Genomic DNA, 20554 nt, shown 5'->3' with positions numbered 1-20554 from the left:
ATCGGTTGCACATAATACCGTATTTAAGATTCTCTTAACCTTCGAAAACCTACCTATTGTGCGGTGCAATCGTTTGGGGAGGTACTGTGCAAGAGTCCAGCGTTAGTCTGAACGAAATCATCGCCCACTCGTCCCGGGCGCGCACCATAATGTCGGGCAAGGTCAACGACATCCGCTCGGTCACCTCCATGCTGCGGATGCTGGCGCTCAACGCCCTGATCGAAGCCCGCCGCGCCGGCGACATGGGCGCCGGCTTCGGCGTCGTCGCCGACGAGGTCAAGGCCATCTCCGGCCGCGTCGAAGTCCTGTCCAGGGACCTCGCCGTCGAACTGCTGGGCGAGATCAACGCCCTGGAGACGCTGACCCAGGCCATGGCCCAGGCCAGCCAGGGCGATCGGCTGACCGACCTCGCGCACAACGCCATCGAGCTGATCGACCGCAACCTCTATGAACGGACCTGCGACGTGCGCTGGTGGGCGACCGACTCGGCCTTTGTCGACGCCGCCCAAAGCCACGACAAGTCGGCCTGCCGCCACGCTTCAAAACGGCTGGGCGTCATCCTCGACGCCTACACCGTCTATCTCGACCTGTGGCTTTGCGACCTCGACGGCCACGTCATCGCCAACGGCCGGCCCTCAACCTACGACGTCGCCGGCCGCAGCGTCGCCAATGCACCATGGTTCCAGAAATCACGAAATCTGGCAACGGGCAACGATTTCGCCGTCGATGACGTCACCGCCAATCCGTGGCTCGGGGGCGCCCAGGTCGCCACCTACGCCACCGGTGTCCGTGAGAACGGCGACGCCGACGGCAAGCTGCTGGGCGTTCTGGGCATCCACTTCGACTGGGCGCCCCAGGCCCTGGCCATCACCCAGGGGGCGCGGCTTTCCGCCGACGATCGGAAACGTTCCCGCGTCATGCTGACCGACGCCCGCGGCCGCATAATCGCCGATTGCCACGGCAAGGCGTCGCTCAACGAGACCCTGAACCTGAAGACCGAAGGCCGCGACCACGGCCACTACACCGACCACGACGGCACGGTCACCGCCTTCCACCGCACGCCGGGCTACGAAACCTATAAGGGATTGGGCTGGTACGGCGTCATCGTGCAGAAGCCCGCCTGACCGCCGCAAAGCCAGTAAATGGTTGCGGTTTAAACCTTGCGCGACATTTGCGTGACACTCGCGCCCGATAATACCAATTCCACCTATGGAATAGTTTCCGCAGCGGAAATTTTTAACCGCGCGTTAAGCTTGCGCCGCCGATCCATGGACATGTTGCAGCGCAAAAGGAGCTTGTCATGTCCTCCCCCGTACATGCCAGTAGCGTAAACAGTAGCGTATCCCAGAATATTTCCCTGGCCGACATCATCACCCAAACCGCCCGCGCCAAGACGGTGACCGGGCAAAAGGTCCGCGACATCCGCCAGGTCACGTCGAAACTGCGTATCCTGGCCCTGAATGCCCTGATCGAGGCCAAACATGCCGGCGACAAGGGCGCGGGATTTTCCGTCGTCGCCGACGAAGTCCGCAGCATTTCCGGCGAGGTCGAAGGCCTGGCCAAGGATCTGGGCGACGAAATCGTCACCCTGGACGCCCTCACCCAGTCCCTGGCGCGACAGAGCCAGGGGGCCCGCCTGACCGACCTGGCGCTGAACGCCATCGAGCTGATCGACCGCAACCTGTACGAACGGACCTGCGATGTGCGCTGGTGGGCGACGGACTCGGCCCTGGTCAACCACGCCGTCATCCCGACGGCGGAAAGCCGCGCCTATGCCTGTCAGCGCTTGGGCGTCATCCTCGACTCCTACACCGTCTATATCGACCTGTGGCTGTGCGACCTGAACGGCAATGTCATCGCCAACGGCCGGCCGGACCGCCACCATATCATCGGCCGCAATGTCCATGACCGGCTGTGGTTCTCGCGCGCCGCTACCCTACGCTCGGGCAGCGATTTCGCGGTGGCCGACATCACCACCGAACCCTTGCTGGGCAACGCCCAGATCGCCACCTACGCCACCGGCGTCCGCCGCAATGGCGACGTCAATGGCGAACTGGTCGGCATACTGGGCATCCATTTCGACTGGCAGCCCCAGGCTGCCAGCATCACCAAGGGCGTGCGCCTGTCCGACGAGGAAAAGGCCCGCACCCGCGTGCTGATGGTCGACGCCCAGGGCCTGGTTATCGCTTCATCCGACGGCAAGGGCCTGCTGACCGAACATGTCCGCCTGCACACCGAAGGCAAGCTGTCCGGCCACTACAGCGACCCCCACGGCACCATGATCGCCTTCCACAAGACGCCGGGTTACGAGACCTATGCCGGTCTCGGCTGGTACGGCATCATCCTGCAGAAGCCGGTTTAACGCTTGCCGCCCGCCGGCGCCGACGGCAAGCCGGTTAACCGCTGGACCATGGCGGCGGAAACGCCGCCGAGGCTGCCCTCCAAAGCGCCGGGAAAAGCCGCCGCGTCGATATCGATGCGATAGGTCTTGGTCGAATAGGCGCCGCCTGTGCCGGTAAACATGCCGATCACCGTGCCGGCTGCGTCACCCAGCTTCTGTCCTTTGCTGGTGACGTCGGTCGTGCCGGTGATCGGATTGACCGCCGGCAGCACCGTCTTGCTCAGCACCAGCTCCTGCCGCCCCTTGTCAGAGCCGGGATATTGGATAAACCACAGCCGAGACCGCTCGGGTATGACGGTCATCGCGGCGTTACCCTTGATATTGACCGCGCCGTCGCCGAAGATGTTGGAATACTTGCCGCCGCCTTCGCCCTTGATATCGACGAACCCTACCGCCAGTTCGATGCCCAGCATCGCCGCCTGAAGCTCGGTCGGAACATAATACTCGCTGGTTCCCTGCTCCATGGCGCCTCCGACATTGGCGAAGCCGCTCAGCACGTTCCCGCCGCCGAACAGGCGCAAATCTCCGGCGGCCAGGTAGATGCCCTCGCTGCCCGGCCCATAGAAGGTCGACTTGCCGCGCTTGCCGGTCTCCGCGGCAAAGGGCGACGGCTTCAGGCCGGGCTTCAACTGCCGCCAATGTTCGCTGGCCTCGGCATCCGCCTGCGTCAACACGACATAGCCGGCCGCCTTAAGGCCTTCGATATATTGAACATATAGCCGGTCAACAGCCGCCTGGACCTCGGCCTGGGGAATTCCCGCCACCTGGAAGGTCGAATCCGCCGTCGCATTGGCGTGATATTTGCGGTCTTCGACCCGCTCACCGGCCTCCTCGACCAGTTCGACCTGGAAGAACGGCAAAACCCGCCCGCCGGCCGGAATGGCCAGCTTGCCGTACCGCGTCAACAGGCTGTCGGCGTGGGCCAGCCCGTCGGCCGCCGATCCGATGGTGACCGACGAAGGCGCCTTGTCCTTCTTGGCGGCAAAGGCCGGCGCGGCGGCCATAAACGCAGTGCCGGCCACGCCCATCAGGGCGGCACGGCGGGAGACGGAATTCGAAAAACGGGTCATGGAACATCCCTGAATGAAACGCCGTTATCCTTCGGCGCTTCCCGTCCGGGGTTCAAATGACAAACATCGTAAGGTGTGGATTTACCAGAGCTTGAACCGTTGCAGACCGACAAGAACCGGATAGAGGTCGATCCCCAGCGCCGCCGTGATGCCGAACATGATCGGCATGATGATGAAACCGCCGAAGAAAAAGACCAGAAGCAGCAACCCTACCGTGACCAGGCCCGCCAATTGCGGCGGAACGGCGTCGCGCACCTTGGCCGGCAGATAAGGCGCCAGCGCGCCGAAACCGTCCAGGCCCGGGATGGGCAACATGTTGAGAATGAAGGCGGTCAACAGGAAGAAGAACAGCACCATCAGGCCGATGTACAGTTCCGGCAAGCCATTGAACGCGATGGCTATGGCATAAACCAGGGCGGCACACACCAGGGTCGCCGCCGGCCCGGCCAGGGACACAGCCGATTGTTGCCACTTCTTGCGGATCAGGCCGGTACGGATCATGACCGCCCCACCCGGCAGACCAATCCCGCCCATGACAAGAGCCAGGATCGGCAGGACGATCGACGTCGGTCCGTTGAAATAGTGGCGCGGATCCAGGGTCAGATAGCCCGTGTCCTTGATGGTGTAGTCGCCGAACTTCAAAGCCGTCACCGCATGGGCGTATTCGTGCAGGCACAGGCTGACGATCCAGCCCAGCAGAACGAAGGTGAAGGTCAGGATCGGCAGGGTGGGCAGAACGGCAAGAAGAAAGCCTGCCCCGGCAAAGGCCGCGAGCAGGCCGATAAACAGCCAGCTGATTTGGTTTTTCATACCCGATAAATGCCTTGCCGGCCAACCGTACGCAAGAGTTTGCAGAACCAGAACATACGAAATTCCGATCTCCCTCCTCCCTACGAAGTGGGGAGGGGGACCCCGAAGGGGTGGAGGGGTATAGGAACGCTCAGCCTCCGCTGAGCTTTCCCCGATACCCCCTACAACGCCCTCAACACCGGCTCCGCCTCATTCAGCGACTGCACCATGATATCAACAATCCGGTCGATCTCGGCCTCGGTGATGATCAGCGGCGGACACATGACCAGGCTGTCACGGATACCGCGCACCATAAGGCCATTCTTGATGCACAGGTCGCGCACGATCGGTCCGGCCGTACCTTCCGCTCCGGTAAAACGCTTGTTTGTACCGGGTTCCGACACGATTTCCACAGCCCCGATCAGGCCCAGCGAACGCGCCTGCCCGACCAGCGGATGGTTTTCCAGGCGTTTCAAAGCCTTGGCGAGATAAGGCCCGGTGACATCGCGTGTCCGCTCGATCAGGCTCTCGTTTTCCAGGATTTCGATATTGGCCAGCGCCACAGCGGCGCAGGTCGGATGGCCGCTATAGGTGTAACCGTGAACGAAATCGCCGCCCTTTTCGACCAGGGTATCGACGATCTCCTGCGACACGCCCACAGCCGAAATCGGCAGATAGCCGGACGACAGGCCCTTGGCCATGGCGATCAGGTCGGGCTTGACGCCCCAATGCTCATGGCCGAACCAATGCCCCAACCGGCCGAAGCCGCAGATAACCTCGTCACAGATCAGCAGGATGCCGTATTTGCGACAGATGGCCTCAACCTTGGGCCAGTAGCTGTCGGGCGGAATGATCACTCCACCGGCGCCCTGCACCGGCTCACCGATAAAGGCGGCGACATTTTCAGGCCCGACACTGAGGATTCGTTCTTCAATGGAATCGGCGACACGGGTCGCAAAAGCATCCGGATCCTCGCCGAAACCTTCGCCGAAATGGTAGGGTTGCAACACATGTTCAACGCCGGGAATCGGCAGGTCACCCTGCTCATGCATGAAGGTCATGCCACCCAGCGAAGCGCCGGCCACGGTCGAGCCGTGATAGGCATTCTTGCGCGAAATGAAAATCTTGCGTTTCGGCTCACCCTTTAGCGCCCAATAGTGGCGGACCAGACGGAAGATGGTGTCATTAGCTTCGGAACCCGAAGAGTTGAAGAAGACGTGGGTCAGGGCCGGATTGGAGGCCTGCATCTTCTCGGCGATCTTGGCGGCCAGTCGCACCGGCGGCGGCGTCGCCGTCTTGAAGAAGGTGTTGTAGTAGGGCAATTCCAGCATCTGCTCGTAGGCGACGCGAGCCAGTTCGTCCCGGCCATAGCCGACATTAACGCACCACAGCCCGGCCATGCCGTCCAGAAGCGACTTGCCCTCGGCGTCGGTAATGGTGCAGCCCTCGGCGCGGGTTATCATACGCGATCCGCCCAGTTCGCGCTGAAGTTTGTAATCCGACTGGGCCGGCAGATGGTGCGCCAGGTCGAGACGACGCAGTTCCTCGACGTCGTAATTGCGGATCGGTTTTTGTACAGGCAGGGTCATGGCGCACTCATTCTAGACTGAGCGCCAATCTGTTGCAAAACGCCCCAGAAGTCAATATTGTGATCACAATTATGCGTGTTCAGCCACCGGCGCAGCGATGGACAAACCGCGCAGGGCGCGTCCCATCAGCCGGAAGAATTGCTGGCTCTGTAGATGGCGCTCAACCTGCCATTCCGGATGCCATTGGACGGCCAAAAGCTGACAGCCACCGATATTGGCGCTGACCGCTTCGATCAGGCCGTCCGGCGCAACGGCCTCGACGGCCAAACCTTCGCCCAGACGATCAACGCCCTGATAATGCACGGAATTGACCCACATGCTGCTGGCGCCGTAAACGCCTTGCAAAATCCCGCCCGGCGTCAGGCTGACGTCATGGCCGTGGTCGAACATGGCGTCAAACGACACCTCATCGGGCGCATGATGGGCCAGGAGGCCATGCTCGCCGCGCCCGACATCGGTGCGCAAGGTGCCACCCAGGACGACATTGATTTCCTGGAATCCACGGCAGATGCCGAAGACCGGCTTGCCGATTGTGATCATGCATTCGATCATGGCCAGCGACACCGAATCGCGACCGGTATCGAACGGTCCGGCGCAGGAATCGCTGCCGTAAAGATGCGGTTGCAGGTTGGACGGCGAGCCCGTCAGCATCAACCCGTCCAAGCGGCTGGTCAGGGTTCGCGATACCCCCTCGCCGATCGGCGGGATCAACAGGGCGTGACAGTCGCCATAGACGGTGGCCGCGCGGACATAACGCTCCATCACCGCATGGGCGTTCTCCACACCGACGGTGCGGTTGCAGGCCATGATGCCGATGACAGGCTTGTCCGTCATGCTCTCAGGTCCAGGCGGCAAAAAATATCTTCCAGCGGCATGGCTGGAAAACCGGATGGTAACGCATTACGGGGGATTTGGACATAGCCATTTTTCGCGTAAAAGCCGAGTGCCCGGTCAAATTTCGCAAGCGTGCCCAGACTGACATCATCCAGATCGCGCAGCCGCGCCTGCGCAAGTAAGGATTCCATAAGGGCCTGACCGATACCCAGGCCTGCCCCCCTCCGATCGGGCGCAACGAACATCCGCCGCAGCGCGCCGTGCGTTTCGCCATAAACCAGCAGTGCTATAGTACCGACGATGCAGCCATCGTCCTCCGCCACCCACAGCCCGTCACCATAGGCATTGTGCTCGACATCGCCCAGATCGGCGCGCGTGGTCGCAAAACCAAACTCCTCATTCAGAATACCGCGGATCAACTCCGCCGCCGCCGGCCCATCTTCCGGTCGCCACGGCCGTACGACAATTGCTTCCATGATGCTGTCCCGGTCAGACGTTTGAAACCCGATGGAATGTCCAAGCTCCCTCCTCCCTACGAAGTGGGGAGGGGGACCGCGAAGCGGTGGAGGGGTATCTTACTGTCGGCTCAATCAGCTCAACAACACCGCCGGCGAGCAGGCATGGAAGCTCAACCACACCTTTTCATCCCAGGTGAAATCCTCCTGGTCCCAACGCGTCAGGTTGGGCCGCACCACCTTGACCAGACTGCCACCATTGATCTCGATCTCGAAGATGGTCTCGCTGCCCAGATACACAAGGTGCTTCACCACCCCGGCAATGACATTATACCCCTCAGGCGCATCATCGACCTTGGGCGGCTTGTCGGTACGCTTGTGCATCTCGATCTTTTCCGGACGCACGGCGGCCCATACCGTCGTGCCCGTCGCCCCGGTCACACCGTGGTCGAGATAGATCGGCCCGACATCCTTGGTGTTGACGATGGCGTGGTCGGGCTCGTCGACATCCAGCGTGCCTTCGAACATGTTGACGCTGCCGATGAAGTCCGCAACGAAGCGCGAATTGGGGAATTCGTACAGGTCCGACGGCGTCGCCACCTGCTGCAGGATTCCGCGGTTCATGACGGCGCAACGCGTGGCCATGGCCAGGGCTTCATCCTGATCGTGGGTGACCATGATGAAGGTGATGCCGACCTTCTCCTGCAGAAGCGCCAATTCGGTGCGCATCTGATCGCGCAGCTTGGCGTCCAGCGCCGACAACGGTTCATCCAGCAACAGCACGCGCGGCTTCTTCACCAGAGCCCGCGCCAGCGCGACCCGTTGCCGCTGGCCGCCCGACATCTGGTCGGGTTTGCGCGGCCCGAACCCGCCCAGCTTGACCAGGTCCAGCGCCTCTTCGGCGCGGCGGCGGCGCTCATCGCCGGGCACGCCATCCATCTTCAGGCCGTAGGCGACATTATCCAGCACGGTCATATGCGGGAAGACGGCGTAGGACTGGAACACCATGTTGACGGGGCGCAGGTTGGGCGCCGTGGTCGACATGTCCTTGCCGTCGATCATGACCCGGCCTTCGGTCGGCATCTCGAACCCGGCCAGCATGCGCAAAAGCGTCGTCTTGCCGCAGCCCGACGGCCCCAGCAGCGAGAAGAACTCGCCTTCATTGATGGTCAGCGAGACATTGTCGACCGCCGACACCTTGCCGAAGCGTTTGGAGACATTCTCGAACTGAATGATCGGTTTAGTCATTTCGTCCTCAAGGAGCGGAGCGTTAGGACAACTGTCATTTCTTTTCTCCGGCGCCGCCGTCATGGCCGGCGGTCAGGGCGCTGGAGCCCTGGAATTTGAGGGCAAGGAAGGTCAGCAGGACCGTCACGACGATCAGTATGGTCGAGGCGGCATTGACTTCGGGCGTCACCGAGAACCGCACCATTGAATAGACCTTGACCGGGAAGGTCACCGTATCCGGTCCCGCCGTAAAGAAGGTGATGACGAAGTCATCCAGCGACAGGGTGAAGGCCAGCAGCGCCCCGGCGATAAGCGACGGCTGGATATGCGGAATGACCACATCCATCAGGGCGCGGAACTCCGACGCCCCCAGGTCCTTGGCCGCCTCCTCCAGTTCGCGGTTGAAACTGCCCAGGCGGGCTCGCACCACCACGGCGACAAACGGGAAGCTGAACGAGACGTGGGCGATGATAATGGCGCCCAGGTTGAACGGCCACGGCAGACCGACCGGCCAGGGCAGGACCTTGGCGAAGAAGACCAGCATGCCGACGCCCATGCAGATTTCCGGCACGACGATCGGCACGGCCAGCGCGCCGTCGAACAGGGTCTTGCCGGCAAAGCGGAAGCGCCACAGGACAATGGCCGCCATGGCGCCGACAACCACCGACAGGATGGTCGAAAACAGGGCGATGGTCAGGGAGTTGCCGAAGGCGACCAGCAGGCTGTCATTGTGCAGCGCCTGCTCGTAATATTTCAGCGAGAAGCCCTTCCACACGGTCGTCGACCGCGTCGAATTGAAGCTGAACACCATCATGCTGATCAGCGGCGCGTACAGGAAGATGGTGACCACCACCAGCCACGCCTGGATCGGCCAGCGCTTGAGGTATTCCAGCGGCCCCGGCGGCATCTTGCGCGGTTTCACAGCCGGGGAATTCACGACAGCGTCCGTCATGCCGTCCTCCTGCGTGCGCGGGCTTCGAACACGCCCTGGATGGCGATGGCGATAAAGGTGAGATAGACCAGCAGGAAGCTGAGCGCCGCCCCGAACGGCCAGTTGTTGGCGCGTTTGAACTGCGATTCAATGACGTTGGCGATCATCTGCGAATCCGGCCCGCCCAGCAGATCCGGCGTCAGATAGGAACCCAGGGCCGGGATGAAGGTAATCAGCACGCCCGAAGCGATCCCCGCCCCGGCCATCGGTACGATCACATTGAACAGGGTGCGGATATGACCGGCGCCCAAATCCAGCGACGCTTCCAGCAGCGACCGGTCCAGGCGGTCCAGGGCTGAATAAAGCGGCAGCACCATGAACGGCAGGTTGACAAAGACCAGGCCGAAGACGACGGCGAAATTGTTGTTGAGCAGCATCAGGGGCTCGAACGTCCCCATGGCGCCGCCTGTGACGGCATTCAGCCCGTTGTGAATCGTCTCCAGCCCCATATTGACGAAGCCCTTGGTCCTCAGGACCGCGATCAGGGCATAGGTCCGGATCAGCAGATTGGTCCAGAATGGCAGCATGATCAGCAGCAGCAGCCACGGCTTCCATCGTTCAGGCGCAAACGTGATGGCCATGGCCACCGGGAACCCGATAATCAGGCACAGCAGGGTGGTGATGCCGGCAATGAAGAACGACTTCAGGAAGATGTTCAGATACAGCGGCGAAAAGGCGTTCTGATAGTTCGCCCAGGTGCCGGTAAAGGCAATCCCGACCAGGCCTTCGTTCTGACCGAAACTGTACAGCCAGACAATGCCCAGCGGCACCATGAAGAAGAGGACCAGCCAGACCAGCGGTGCGCTGAGCAGGGTGAAGAAGATACTCTTCGCCTGGCGCCAGGATTGTTCCATGACCGCTCCCCTTCCGTGTTGGTGTTAATCAGGCTTCTTCTTCCGCCGGCATGCCCGCAGCGGCACGCACGCGGGTAATGATTTCGTCGAACTTCGGCGCCAACTCGGCCTTGAAGGTAGCGTATTCGCACTTGGCCAGCTTGTCGGCCGGCGGGAAGATGATGGGGTTGTTCTTGTAATCGTCGGGCATCAGCGCCTTGGCGGCTGCGTTCGGCGTCGGATACAGGATCTTCTTGGAGATATTGGCGCCGGCCTGTGCGTCCAGGATGTAGTTGATAAAGGCATGGGCCTCTTCCGGCAGCGGTGCGCCCTTGGGGATACACAGGCAGTCGGAGTTGAGCTGCGAACCTTCGTTCGGAATGACGAAATCGACGTCAGGGAAGTCCTTCTTCGCCTGGGCGATGTCGCCATTGTATTCGATGACGATGTCGACCTCGCCGCCGGTCAGCAGGTCCTGACCATCGTCGCTGTGGAACTTCAGGATATTGCCGCGCTTGACCTGCTTGGTCAGCAGGGCCTCGACCTCGGCCAGAACCTTGTCGTCGATGGCATTGACGCTGTAGCCGAGATATTTGGCCCCCAGACGGATCAGGTCGCCGGGTTCGCCCAGCCACGCGATCTTCTTCTTGTAGGCATCGGATTCGAACACCCACTTCCACGAATCCGGCACCTTGCCGTCGCGCATGGTCTTGGTGTTGTAGCCCAGGCCCAGCACCAGCCAGGTATAGGGCACCGAGAACTTGCGGCCCGGATCGTAGTCCGGATTCATGAAGGCGGCGTCGATGTTCTTCAGGTTCGGGATCTTGGTGTGGTCCAGCGGCGTCAGCATGCCGGCCTGGCCCATGCGGGTGACGAAGTCGTTCGACGGCACGATCACGTCATAGCCGGGATTGCCGGCGCTCAGCTTGGCGAACAGTTCGTTGTTGTCCGCGAACAGGGTCATGTTGACTTCGGTACCGGTCGCGGTTTGGAAATCCTTCAGCGTGGTTTCGCCGATATAGGTGTCCCAGTTGTAGAAGTTCAGCTTTTTCTTGGGCTTTTGCGCATCGCAGCCCGCCAGGCCGGTGAAGGTGATCCCCACCGCGGCGGCGCCCGTGGCGGCCAGGATGGAACGACGCGACATATCAAAGCGATTGGCACCCATGGACCCGGTCTCCTTGTGAAGCTGCAGCAAATATCCGACGCCAGAGGAATACGGGATTAACAACCTGTCAATCCCCTAATGTGATCACAACACGGACGAAACGCTGTTTTCTCGCACCTGCGTGCTCATTCGGCCTCGTCCATAACGCGACTCCACGCCGCCTCGACCAGGGCGACAATATCGTCGCCCGGCCGCTTCGCGAAAGCCGACGCGCCCAACGGCGGAAACAGGACGGGACTATCGCGATAGCTTTGCGGCATGGCTGCGCGCACGGCGGCGTTCGGCGTGGGATACATGATGGTCTTGATGATGTCGCGGCCGCCTTCGACACTCAGCATGAAGTTCAGAAAGGCGTGGGCTGCCTCGGGATTGGGCGCATTGGCCGGAATGGCCCAGCTATCGGCCGCCAGTAACCCGCCCTCCTTCGGCACAACGAACCCAAGGTCACCGTCGGCGAGAACGCTCGCTTCGATCGAAATCACCTGCGCGATGTCACCGTTATACTCCATCACCAGCTCAACCTCGCCCGCCAGCAAACGATCCTGGCCGTCATCCTGGTGATAGGTCGCGTTGCGCCGCTTCAGCAGGGCTTCGATGTCGCTGATCACCTGAGGCGTCAGGCCGTCTGCGCCATGACCGAGATACAGGGACGCTGCCGTAAACAGAGGCAAGGGATCGCCCACCAGGGCGACATTGCCGTCATAGATGTTGCTGTCAAACAGCCAGCCCCACGAGTCGGGCACGGCGCCTGCGCGCATGATCGACTTGCGATAGCCGATCCCCAGCATCAGCCAGCTGAACGGCATGGCATAACGGCAGCCGGGATCGTAAGGCGGATTGCGAAACGCCGGATCTATATTGGCGAAGTTGGGCAGGCGTTGATGATCGAGCGGCTGCAAGAGATTGGCGGCGATCATATGGCTCAGATTGTCGTCCGACGGGACAATGACATCGAAACCCGAATCGCCGCCTTTCATCCTGGCGAACAGCTCGTCGTTGGTCTGAAAAAAGTACATGTCGACCTCAACGCCGGTTTCACGCCGAAAGTCCTTGAGGGTGGTGTCGCCGATATAGGTGTCCCAGTTGAGAAAGTTCAGCTTCTTGCCGGCGGCTTGCGCCCCGCCGGACAGGATGAAGCCGACGGCCGCGGCGCCCAGGCCGGCCAGTATGGAACGTCGCGATGTCACAGTCCCCTCCCCTTGCCTGCTCACTACGCGTTGCGCAGATACCAGTCGTAGTCGAGCGATGTAATCTCCTCATAGAAGCGCGCCTGTTCGGTGCGCTTGACCTTGACATACATGTCGACAAAGCGGTCGCCGAGATAGTCGCGCAGAACGGCCGACTTGTCGAGATAGTCCACAGCCGCGAACCAGTTGGTCGGAAGCGTCGCGCCGGTTTCGGCGGCCACGGCATAGCCGTTGCCGACCACCGCCGGACCGGGATCGGTCTTTTGCGTGATGCCGTAATGGGCGCAGGCCAGGATGGCGGCCAGGACCAGGTACGGATTGCCGTCGGCGCCGGCGACCCGGTGTTCGACGTGGCGGGTATGGGCCGGGCCGGCGGTGACGCGCAATGACACCGTGCGGTTATTCACCCCCCAGGTCAGGCCGACCGGGGCATAGGAATTGGCCTTGAAACGCTTGTAGCTGTTGGCGCCGGGTGCCAGGATACCCATGACGTCGGCCAAGTGATCCTTCATCCCGCCGATCATGTTCAGCAGCAACGGCGAGCCCTGCGGATCGGCGTCGGCGCACAGGTTCGCTCCGTCCTTGTCGGCGACGCTGATATGGACGTGGAAGCCCGAACCGGCGCGGTCCGCCCATGGCTTGGCCATGAAGGTCGCTTCGATCCCCAGCGACAAGGCCACACCCTTGGCCAGGCGCTTGTACATCACCGCGTCGTCGGCAGCTCTTAAGGCATCAGGCTTGTGCTTCAGGGTCAGTTCGACCTGGCCAGGCGCGAATTCGGAAATAGCCCCTTCCAGCGGGATGTTCTGGATGTCGGCGGTTTCCCACAATTGCCGGAAAAAGTCGCCGTGGGCCTCGATCTCGGGCAGGCCGTAGACCTGGATGCCCTTGGGCGTCTCCCCCGTGGTGAAGCTGGTCGCCGGCAACAGTTCGCCGTCATGACCGCGCTCGATATCGACCAGATAATATTCCAGCTCGCACGCCACCACCGGCGTCAGGCCATCGGCCTTGTAGCGGTCCAGCACGCGCTGCAACACATGGCGCGGGTCGAGGTCGTTGGGCGTGCCGTCCAGTTCGTACAGCGACAACATGACCTGGCCGACATCGTCGCCCAGCCACGGCGCCGGCACCAGCGTGCCCGGCACCGGCCGCGCCACACGGTCGGCGTCGCCGTCTTCCCAGACCAGGCCGGTGTCTTCGCAGTCGGCGCCCAGGGTATCGACCACCAGGATCGAGCCCGGCAGGAAACGACCATATTCGTAGATCGGCAGCAGTTCATGCCGGCGCAGGCGCTTGCCGCGCGGCACGCCGGTCATCGAGGTGAACAGGATCTCGAAATAGACGATATGCGGATGGGCATCGAGGAAGGCCTTGGCCTCATCAACGGTAGCGACCATGGGGTGCGGCGGCAGGCTCATGAAAATTCCCTGTAATGGTGCGCAAAAGCGGCGACGGCGTCGACCAGCCGATCGATAGCCTGAGTCTGCGTTTGCGGCGAGATGAGCATCATATTGTGGAACGGCGCAATCAGCACGCCGCGGTTGATCAGAAACAGATGAAAGGCGTCGAGCAGGTCGTGGTCGAGATAGCGGCGCATCTCTTCGGCATTGCGCGGCGGTTCCGGCGCAAAAACCAGCTCCACCCGGGCGCCGACATGGACCGTGCACCACGGCAGCCCGGCAATGACCCGATCCAGCCCCGCAACCAGATATTCGGCGCCCGCCAGCATATGATCATAGGCCGGCTGGGTGGCGATCTGCGTCAGGACCGTGTGGATGGCACGCATCACCAAGGCATTGCCGGACAAGGTCGTGCCGATGCCCGACTGACCGGGCCCGATCCGCGCCTGAGCCTCGTCCATGCGCGCAGCGACCTCGGCCGTCACACCCCACACCGCGGCCGGAATACCACCGGCGATGGCCTTGCCGACGACAAACATGTCGGGCTTCAGGCCGTGCGCGACGCAATAGCCGCGCGGATCGGACGACAGGGTATGGGTCTCATCCATGACCAGAAGCGTGCCATGCGCCGTGCACAGATCGCGCAACGCCTGCAAAAACCCATCATCCGGCCGGATCATGCCGCAGTTGGTCATCACCGGCTCGGCCAGGACAGCGGCGATATTACCTGTCGCCAGGGCCGCTTCCAAAGCCGCCAGGTCATTGAACGCAATGACCGTCGTGGTCTGCGTCTGGTCGTGGACCTGCCCGATCAGGCCGGTCTTGTTCGACGGCACGCCGTCATACAGCGCGACGAAACAGTCCTCGACCATGCCGTGATAGCAGCCGTCGAACACCAGGATCCGCTCGCGCCCGGTAATGGCGCGAGCCCAGCGGATGACGGCACGGTTGGCGTCCGACGCTGTCGTCGCCACCTGCCATTGATCCATGCCGAAGCGCTCACACAACAGGTCACCGACAACATTGCTCAACGGCATGGGCAGCATATAGCCAACGCCCTGCCCTGCCTGGTCAGCGACGGCGGCCGCCAGCTCGGCCCGGGCATGGCCGAACATCGACGGTGTGTCACCTAAACAAAAATCGTCGTACGCAATGCCGTCGACATCCGTCAAAGTGGCGCCGGAAGCACACTTCGCATATATGGGAAACGTTGACGCCCAGTCCCGCATCCAGTGCATGGGCACGCCTCCGCGCCACGCCGAAGCCTTTTCGGACAAGGCTTTGGACTGTGGGTGCGCCAACGCAAACACTTCGCGTTGTTGCGAAATGAAATCCTGAAGCGTCAAATGTCCCCCAAACCGCCGTAGGAGATGTATTTGATATTGAGATATTCTTCCATGCCCTCGATGGCGCCTTCGCGGCCGATGCCGGACTCCTTGACACCGCCGAACGGCGTAACCTCGGTCGAGATAATACCGTCGTTCATCCCCACCATGCCGTAGTCGAGATGCGCTGCCACGCGCATGGCGCGGCCGATATCGCGGGTATAGGCATAGGCCGCCAACCCGAACGGCGTGTCATTGGCCAGGCGGATGGCTTCGTCCTCGGTGTCGAACTTGAACAAAGGCGCCACCGGCCCGAAGATCTCGACGTCGAAAATCTCCATGTCGCGCGTCACGTCGGTCAACACGCTGCCCTCATAGAACAGGTCGTGCGCCTTGCCGCCGGTCTCGATCCTGGCGCCCTTGGCCACAGCGTCGTCAACCAACTGCTGCACCTTGTCGATGGCTCTCTGATTGATCAGCGGCCCCAGCGTGGCGTCATCCTGCCAGCCAGGCTCCAGCTTCATCGCCTTGACCTTGGTGACCAAGGCCGCGGCAAACCGGTCATAGATGCCGGCCTGGACCAGGATACGGTTGGCGCAGACACAGGTCTGGCCGGAATTGCGGTATTTCGACGCCAGCACGCCTTCAATGGCCGCATCGAGATCGGCGTCGTCGAACACCAGGAACGGCGCATTGCCGCCCAGTTCCATCGACACCTTCTTCATCGTCGGTGCACAGGCGGCATAGAGCAGCTTGCCCACCGGGGTCGAACCCGTAAAGCTCAGCTTCTTGACGCGCGGATCGGACGTCATGACCTCGCCGACCTCCTTGGCCTTGACCGAGGTGATCATCGAAATCACGCCATCCGGAATACCGGCCTGTTTCGCCAGGACCAGCAAGGCCAAAGCCGACAGCGGCGTCTCTTCCGACGGCTTGATGACAACCGTACATCCTGCCGCCAAAGCCGGCGCCACCTTACGGGTGATCATCGAGATCGGGAAGTTCCACGGCGTAATCGCCGCGCAGACACCCACAGGCTGGCGGATGGTCTGGAGGTGCTTGCCCGGCAGCGTCGCCGGGATGGTACGGCCATAGGCGCGCTTCGCCTCTTCGGCGAACCACTCGATAAAAGACGCGCCGTAGGCGACCTCGCCGCGCGTCTCCTTCAGCACCCGCCCCTGCTCCAGGGTGACCAGCAGGGCCAGTTCCTCCTGATGCGCCAAAACCAGACTGTTCCAGTTTTTGAGAAGTGTTGAACGCGCCTTTGCAGGCTGTTTTGACCACGCCGGAAATGCCGCTTCCGCGGCGTCGATCGCTGCCCGGGTTTCGTCGCCGCCCTGCGCCTTCACATAGCACAGAGGCTTGCAGGTCGCCGGATTGAGCACGGCGAAACGGTCGGCCGCCTGCTCCATAAAAATCAGATCGCCCAGAAGATCGCGTTGTTTATCAGTCAGTTGCATGATCAGGCCTTGAAGCTGATGCTGACCGCCTTGAGGTCGGCATATTTGTAAAGCGCATGCAGCGACCGGTCGCGGCCGAAACCGGACTGCTTCACGCCCCCGAACGGAGAGGTGATGTCGCAGGCATCCCAGCCATTGACCCAGACCAACCCGGCTTTCAGCGCACTCGCCGCCCGCATGGCCTTGTTTATATTGGCAGTCCACACCCCGGACGCCAGCCCAAACACCGTGTCATTGGCGATTTTATAGGCCTCGGCCTCATCCTTGAACGTCAACACCGACAGGACCGGGCCAAACACCTCTTCCTGAGCCAGGACATTGGCCGGGGTGATGCCGTCGATCAGCGACGGCTCGACATAGTAGCCACCGCTGTCGGCATGGATTTGATGCCCGCCCATGACCAGCCGCCCACCTTCGGCCTGACCGCGTTCGATATATTCCAGCGCTGTATGCATCTGGCGCGACGAGATCATGGCGCCGAATTGTGTTTTCGGATCAAAGGGATCGCCGACGCGGATCGACTTGGCGACCGCCGCGACCTTAGCGACAAACGCGTCCTTGATGCTCTCTTCGACCAGCAACCGCGACGCCGCGGTGCACACCTGACCCTGGTTATAAAAGACGCCCCAGGCGGCATTCGATGCCGCCGCATCCAGGTCATCGCAATCGGCAAAAACGATCTGGGGCGACTTGCCGCCCAGTTCCAGCGACACGCGCTTCAGATTGCTGTCGGCCGAGGCCCGCATCAAAGTCCGCCCCACCGGCCCCGAACCGGTGAACGCAATCATGTCCACATCCATATGCAATGCCAGGGCCTGGCCGGCTTCGTGGCCCAGGCCGGTGACCACATTCCAAACACCGGGCGGCACCCCGGCTTCCAAAGCCAGTTGCGCCGTATAGAGCGCGGTCATCGACGACAGTTCCGCCGGTTTCAGCACCACGCTGTTGCCCATGGCCAGGGCCGGCGCGACCTTCCACATCGCCATATGCAGCGGGAAGTTCCACGGCACGATGGCGCCGATCACCCCCAGAGGCTCATGCACGACATAGGACAGGCGGTCGGAAGGCGTCGGCGCGACCTCGCCATAGACCTTGTCGATGGCCTCTGCGTAATAGCGCGTGCTCTGGATGGCCAGGGGGATATCGACATTGCGAGCATCGGAGATCGGCTTGCCAGTATCCAGGCTTTCCAGCAACGCCAGGTTTTCAGCATGCTCCGCCATAAGGTCGGCCAGGCGATGCAGGATCTTTTTCCTGACCTTGGGCGCCAGCTTGCGCCAGCGGCCGTCCTCGAACGCCGTCCGCGCCGACACCACGGCGCGATCGACATCGGTACCGTCGCACGCGGCGATCTTGTTGATCAGCGTACCGTCGCGCGACGAGCGATTATCAAAGGTCCGCCCAGACGCCGAGGCCGTTTCCTGCCCTTCGATCAGCGCCTTGTCCGGCTTGGCGATGGCGGCGACAGCCGCGAGAACGCCATCGAGCGATTCGGCAATAGGTTGCGGCGCGGAAACAGGCATGGCAAAATCCTTAGCTTGTGATCACACTTTACACACTGTGGACCACGGCAAAGTCAAGCCGCACACGCAGAGTTTATGGTCCTGCTTTTTACTTTGACTGGGCCCGCCGGCGCTTGGGTTCAGGTTCAGCGCGTGATCGGATGACGTCCAGCATCATCTCCATGCCTTCGCGAACGTCCGCCTGCATCGAGACGCGCACCGCTTCGGGGTCACCACTTTCGAAAGCCGCGATCATATCCTGGTGATGGTCCTTGGGCAGTTGCACCGTCCCCAATCGACCAAACACCACGCGCATGAACGGCCCGACCTGCAACCACAGGGTCCGCGCCAGGTCGTAGAAGAGATCGGCATCGGCCTGAGCATAGATGCAGAAGTGAAAATCCTGGTTGGCTTGCATGTAGCCGCCGACATCGCCGCTTGACAGCGCCTTCATCAGCTTGGCGTCATCGTCGCGAAGTCGCCGAATAGCGTCCTTGGTCATACGCGGCGTCGCCAAGGCGGCCAGTTCCGGTTCGACCCATTCGCGCGCCTTCATCAACTGCAAAACGCGTTTCTCGGTCAGGTCCGGTACCCGTAAACGTTTGTTAGACGCTTGAAGTTCCAAGGCCTTTTCCGCAATCAACCGCCGCACAGCTTCCCGCACCGGCATGGGCGATACACCCAGGTTTGCCGCCAGGGTCCGCAGCGACACAGGATTTAGCGGCGGTATCTGCCCCTTGATCAGGGCGTCGGCCAGGGCGTCATAGACCTGGTCGTGGACCTTTCCGTCCCCGCCCGCCGTGTCCAGACTGACTACACTCATTTCCTTCGTCCTGCCTCTTGTATCGGCGGCGTCGATGTGATCACAATATACGCGCTTTCGCCGATAAGAGAACCACTATGAACGCCCCCGTCTTAGATAATTTCTGGATGCCATTTACGCCCAATAAGGTGTTCAAGGCAAAGCCGAAACTGCTCACCTCCGCGAAGGGGATGTTTTATACCGACGCCGACGGCCGTGAGATCCTGGACGGGGCCTCCGCCCTATGGTGCGTCAATGCCGGCCACGGCCGCGAAAAGATCACGGCCGCCATCCAGAAACAGGCGGCGGAAATGGATTTCGCGCCGACTTTCAACATGGCGCATCCCCTGGCCTTTGAGTTCGCCCACGAGCTGTCGAAGATCCTGCCCTATGACTTAAAGCGCGTCTTCTACACCAATTCCGGCTCCGAATCGGCCGACACGGCGCTGAAGATCGCCCTCGCCTATCAAAGAGTCCGCGGCCATGGCGCCCGCACCCGGCTGATCGGACGTGAACGCGCCTATCACGGCGTCGGCTTCGGCGGCATTTCGGTCGGCGGAATCGTCCGCAATCGCATGTATTTCGGCAGCCTGCTGTCGGGTGTCGACCACCTGCCCCACACCCACGGCGTCGAAGGCAACCTCTTCACCAAGGGCCAGCCCGAACACGGCGCAGACCTGGCCGATACGCTGGAACGCATCGTCACCCTGCACGACGCCAGCACGATCGCTGCTGTCATCGTCGAGCCTGTGGCCGGATCGACCGGCGTGCTGGCGCCGCCCAAGGGCTACCTTCAGCGCCTGCGCGCCATCTGCGACAAACACGATATCCTGCTGATCTTCGACGAGGTCATCACCGGCTTCGGCCGTCTCGGCGCAGCCTTCGGGGCGGATTATTTCGGCGTGCGGCCGGACATCATGTGCCTGGCCAAGGGCATCACCAACGCTACCGTCCCCATGGGCGCCGTGGCTGTGTCGACGCGGATCTACGACACCTTCATGCAGATGGCCGATACGCCGATCGAGTTCTTCCACGGCTATACCTATTCCGGCCATCCGCTCGCCTGCGCCGCCGGCCTGGCAACGCTTGAGGTCTATCGCGAAGAAGACCTGTTCGCCCGGGCGGCCTCGCTGGCGCCCTATTGGGAAGAGGCGATCCATTCCCTCCGCGATGCCCGGCACGTCATCGATATCCGCAACCTGGGCTTGGTCGGCGGGATCGAGCTGGCGTCGCGGCCGGGTGCGGCGACCGCGCGGGCTTTCGAGGCCTTCGACCGCTGTTTCGAAAAGGGCCTGATGATCCGCGTCACAGGCGACATCATCGCCCTGTCGCCGCCGCTAATTCTTGAAAAGGCGCATATCGACCGGATCGTCGAAACCCTGCGCGCGGCCCTGGCTGAGGTGGAATAGGGATTCACCACGAACCACACGAACAGACACGAACTTCAGGATCGATCTGAACCCGCCGCTTGGCGGCATTAGTTAGCAGATTCAGCAGCGCGGGCTGCTCAGACACATCCTGAAG

Annotated in this window: 18 protein-coding genes; 3 read left to right on the top strand and 15 right to left on the bottom strand. The window is 61.9% G+C overall.

All coding sequences use genetic code 11. From position 1 onward, the window contains the following. Positions 1 to 86: 86 nt before the first annotated feature. Positions 87 to 1124, top strand: a complete 1038-nt coding sequence (locus ABAC460_RS28545) for a methyl-accepting chemotaxis protein (protein WP_052012717.1) — start codon at positions 87 to 89, stop codon at positions 1122 to 1124. Positions 1125 to 1300: 176 nt separating this feature from the next. Beyond that, positions 1301 to 2362 (top strand): methyl-accepting chemotaxis protein, encoded by a 1062-nt coding sequence (locus ABAC460_RS28540; protein WP_023452014.1) that lies wholly within the window; start codon positions 1301 to 1303, stop codon positions 2360 to 2362. Here ABAC460_RS28540 and ABAC460_RS28535 read toward each other — a convergent pair. From ABAC460_RS28535 to ABAC460_RS28465, 15 genes are all read right to left on the bottom strand, one after another. Continuing rightward, positions 2359 to 3471 (bottom strand): hypothetical protein, encoded by a 1113-nt coding sequence (locus ABAC460_RS28535; protein WP_023452013.1) that lies wholly within the window; start codon positions 3469 to 3471, stop codon positions 2359 to 2361. The two genes, ABAC460_RS28540 and ABAC460_RS28535, sit on opposite strands and share 4 nt — an antisense overlap. An 81-nt stretch (positions 3472 to 3552) precedes the next feature. Beyond that, complete coding sequence (locus tag ABAC460_RS28530; RefSeq protein WP_023452012.1) at positions 3553 to 4281, bottom strand: site-2 protease family protein; 729 nt, start codon at positions 4279 to 4281, stop codon at positions 3553 to 3555. 161 nt (positions 4282 to 4442) lie between these two features. Beyond that, positions 4443 to 5849, bottom strand: a complete 1407-nt coding sequence (locus tag ABAC460_RS28525) for an aspartate aminotransferase family protein (protein WP_023452011.1) — start codon at positions 5847 to 5849, stop codon at positions 4443 to 4445. Between the two features lie 69 nt (positions 5850 to 5918). Further along, entirely contained in the window at positions 5919 to 6683 is a 765-nt protein-coding gene (locus ABAC460_RS28520; RefSeq protein WP_023452010.1) for a gamma-glutamyl-gamma-aminobutyrate hydrolase family protein, read from the bottom strand. After that, entirely contained in the window at positions 6680 to 7159 is a 480-nt protein-coding gene (locus ABAC460_RS28515) for a GNAT family N-acetyltransferase (protein ID WP_023452009.1), read from the bottom strand. Before ABAC460_RS28515 ends, ABAC460_RS28520 begins: the two co-directional genes overlap by 4 nt. A 114-nt stretch (positions 7160 to 7273) precedes the next feature. Further along, a complete protein-coding gene (locus tag ABAC460_RS28510; protein ID WP_023452008.1) occupies positions 7274 to 8386 on the bottom strand; it encodes an ABC transporter ATP-binding protein in 1113 nt (370 codons plus the stop codon). Positions 8387 to 8420: 34 nt separating this feature from the next. Beyond that, a complete protein-coding gene (locus ABAC460_RS28505; RefSeq protein ID WP_023452007.1) occupies positions 8421 to 9317 on the bottom strand; it encodes an ABC transporter permease in 897 nt (298 codons plus the stop codon). After that, positions 9314 to 10210 carry an ABC transporter permease gene (locus ABAC460_RS28500; protein WP_023452006.1) on the bottom strand — a complete coding sequence of 299 codons (897 nt, stop codon included), beginning with the start codon at positions 10208 to 10210 and terminating at the stop codon, positions 9314 to 9316. Before ABAC460_RS28500 ends, ABAC460_RS28505 begins: the two co-directional genes overlap by 4 nt. Before the next feature lie 28 nt (positions 10211 to 10238). Further along, a complete protein-coding gene (locus ABAC460_RS28495; RefSeq protein ID WP_023452005.1) occupies positions 10239 to 11354 on the bottom strand; it encodes an ABC transporter substrate-binding protein in 1116 nt (371 codons plus the stop codon). 125 nt (positions 11355 to 11479) lie between these two features. Continuing rightward, positions 11480 to 12541 carry an ABC transporter substrate-binding protein gene (locus ABAC460_RS28490; protein ID WP_023452004.1) on the bottom strand — a complete coding sequence of 354 codons (1062 nt, stop codon included), beginning with the start codon at positions 12539 to 12541 and terminating at the stop codon, positions 11480 to 11482. Between the two features lie 23 nt (positions 12542 to 12564). Further along, positions 12565 to 13938, bottom strand: coding sequence for a glutamine synthetase family protein (locus ABAC460_RS28485; protein WP_035425909.1), 1374 nt, complete (start codon positions 13936 to 13938; stop codon positions 12565 to 12567). 17 nt (positions 13939 to 13955) lie between these two features. Beyond that, a complete protein-coding gene (locus tag ABAC460_RS28480; protein ID WP_031236367.1) occupies positions 13956 to 15287 on the bottom strand; it encodes a transaminase in 1332 nt (443 codons plus the stop codon). Further along, complete coding sequence (locus tag ABAC460_RS28475) at positions 15284 to 16726, bottom strand: NAD-dependent succinate-semialdehyde dehydrogenase (protein WP_023452001.1); 1443 nt, start codon at positions 16724 to 16726, stop codon at positions 15284 to 15286. The genes ABAC460_RS28480 and ABAC460_RS28475 overlap by 4 nt, the downstream gene beginning before the upstream one ends. Before the next feature lie 2 nt (positions 16727 to 16728). Next, on the bottom strand, positions 16729 to 18249 hold the full coding sequence (locus ABAC460_RS28470) for an aldehyde dehydrogenase (protein WP_023452000.1): 1521 nt from the start codon (positions 18247 to 18249) through the stop codon (positions 16729 to 16731). An 88-nt stretch (positions 18250 to 18337) separates the two neighbouring features. Continuing rightward, positions 18338 to 19051, bottom strand: a complete 714-nt coding sequence (locus tag ABAC460_RS28465; RefSeq protein WP_023451999.1) for a GntR family transcriptional regulator — start codon at positions 19049 to 19051, stop codon at positions 18338 to 18340. Positions 19052 to 19128: 77 nt separating this feature from the next. On the opposite strand from ABAC460_RS28465, the gene ABAC460_RS28460 reads away from it, so the two are divergent. Next, on the top strand, positions 19129 to 20439 hold the full coding sequence (locus ABAC460_RS28460; RefSeq protein ID WP_023451998.1) for an aspartate aminotransferase family protein: 1311 nt from the start codon (positions 19129 to 19131) through the stop codon (positions 20437 to 20439). Positions 20440 to 20554 lie beyond the last annotated feature (115 nt).

This window comes from Asticcacaulis sp. AC460, assembly GCF_000495795.1.
Lineage (GTDB): Bacteria > Pseudomonadota > Alphaproteobacteria > Caulobacterales > Caulobacteraceae > Asticcacaulis.
This window is presented reverse-complemented; position numbering and strand designations above follow the sequence as displayed.

Bases quoted from the DNA above. Each gene is read 5' to 3' on its own strand.
- ABAC460_RS28540 (WP_023452014.1), top strand. From the start codon at position 1,301: ATGTCCTCCCCCGTACATGCCAGTAGCGTAAACAGTAGCGTATCCCAG.
- ABAC460_RS28535 (WP_023452013.1), bottom strand. From the start codon at position 3,471: ATGACCCGTTTTTCGAATTCCGTCTCCCGCCGTGCCGCCCTGATGGGC.
- ABAC460_RS28530 (WP_023452012.1), bottom strand. From the start codon at position 4,281: ATGAAAAACCAAATCAGCTGGCTGTTTATCGGCCTGCTCGCGGCCTTT.
- ABAC460_RS28525 (WP_023452011.1), bottom strand. From the start codon at position 5,849: ATGACCCTGCCTGTACAAAAACCGATCCGCAATTACGACGTCGAGGAA.
- ABAC460_RS28520 (WP_023452010.1), bottom strand. From the start codon at position 6,683: ATGACGGACAAGCCTGTCATCGGCATCATGGCCTGCAACCGCACCGTC.
- ABAC460_RS28515 (WP_023452009.1), bottom strand. From the start codon at position 7,159: ATGGAAGCAATTGTCGTACGGCCGTGGCGACCGGAAGATGGGCCGGCG.
- ABAC460_RS28510 (WP_023452008.1), bottom strand. From the start codon at position 8,386: ATGACTAAACCGATCATTCAGTTCGAGAATGTCTCCAAACGCTTCGGC.
- ABAC460_RS28505 (WP_023452007.1), bottom strand. From the start codon at position 9,317: ATGACGGACGCTGTCGTGAATTCCCCGGCTGTGAAACCGCGCAAGATG.
- ABAC460_RS28500 (WP_023452006.1), bottom strand. From the start codon at position 10,210: ATGGAACAATCCTGGCGCCAGGCGAAGAGTATCTTCTTCACCCTGCTC.
- ABAC460_RS28495 (WP_023452005.1), bottom strand. From the start codon at position 11,354: ATGGGTGCCAATCGCTTTGATATGTCGCGTCGTTCCATCCTGGCCGCC.
- ABAC460_RS28485 (WP_035425909.1), bottom strand. From the start codon at position 13,938: ATGGTCGCTACCGTTGATGAGGCCAAGGCCTTCCTCGATGCCCATCCG.
- ABAC460_RS28475 (WP_023452001.1), bottom strand. From the start codon at position 16,726: ATGCAACTGACTGATAAACAACGCGATCTTCTGGGCGATCTGATTTTT.
- ABAC460_RS28470 (WP_023452000.1), bottom strand. From the start codon at position 18,249: ATGCCTGTTTCCGCGCCGCAACCTATTGCCGAATCGCTCGATGGCGTT.
- ABAC460_RS28465 (WP_023451999.1), bottom strand. From the start codon at position 19,051: ATGAGTGTAGTCAGTCTGGACACGGCGGGCGGGGACGGAAAGGTCCAC.
- ABAC460_RS28460 (WP_023451998.1), top strand. From the start codon at position 19,129: ATGAACGCCCCCGTCTTAGATAATTTCTGGATGCCATTTACGCCCAAT.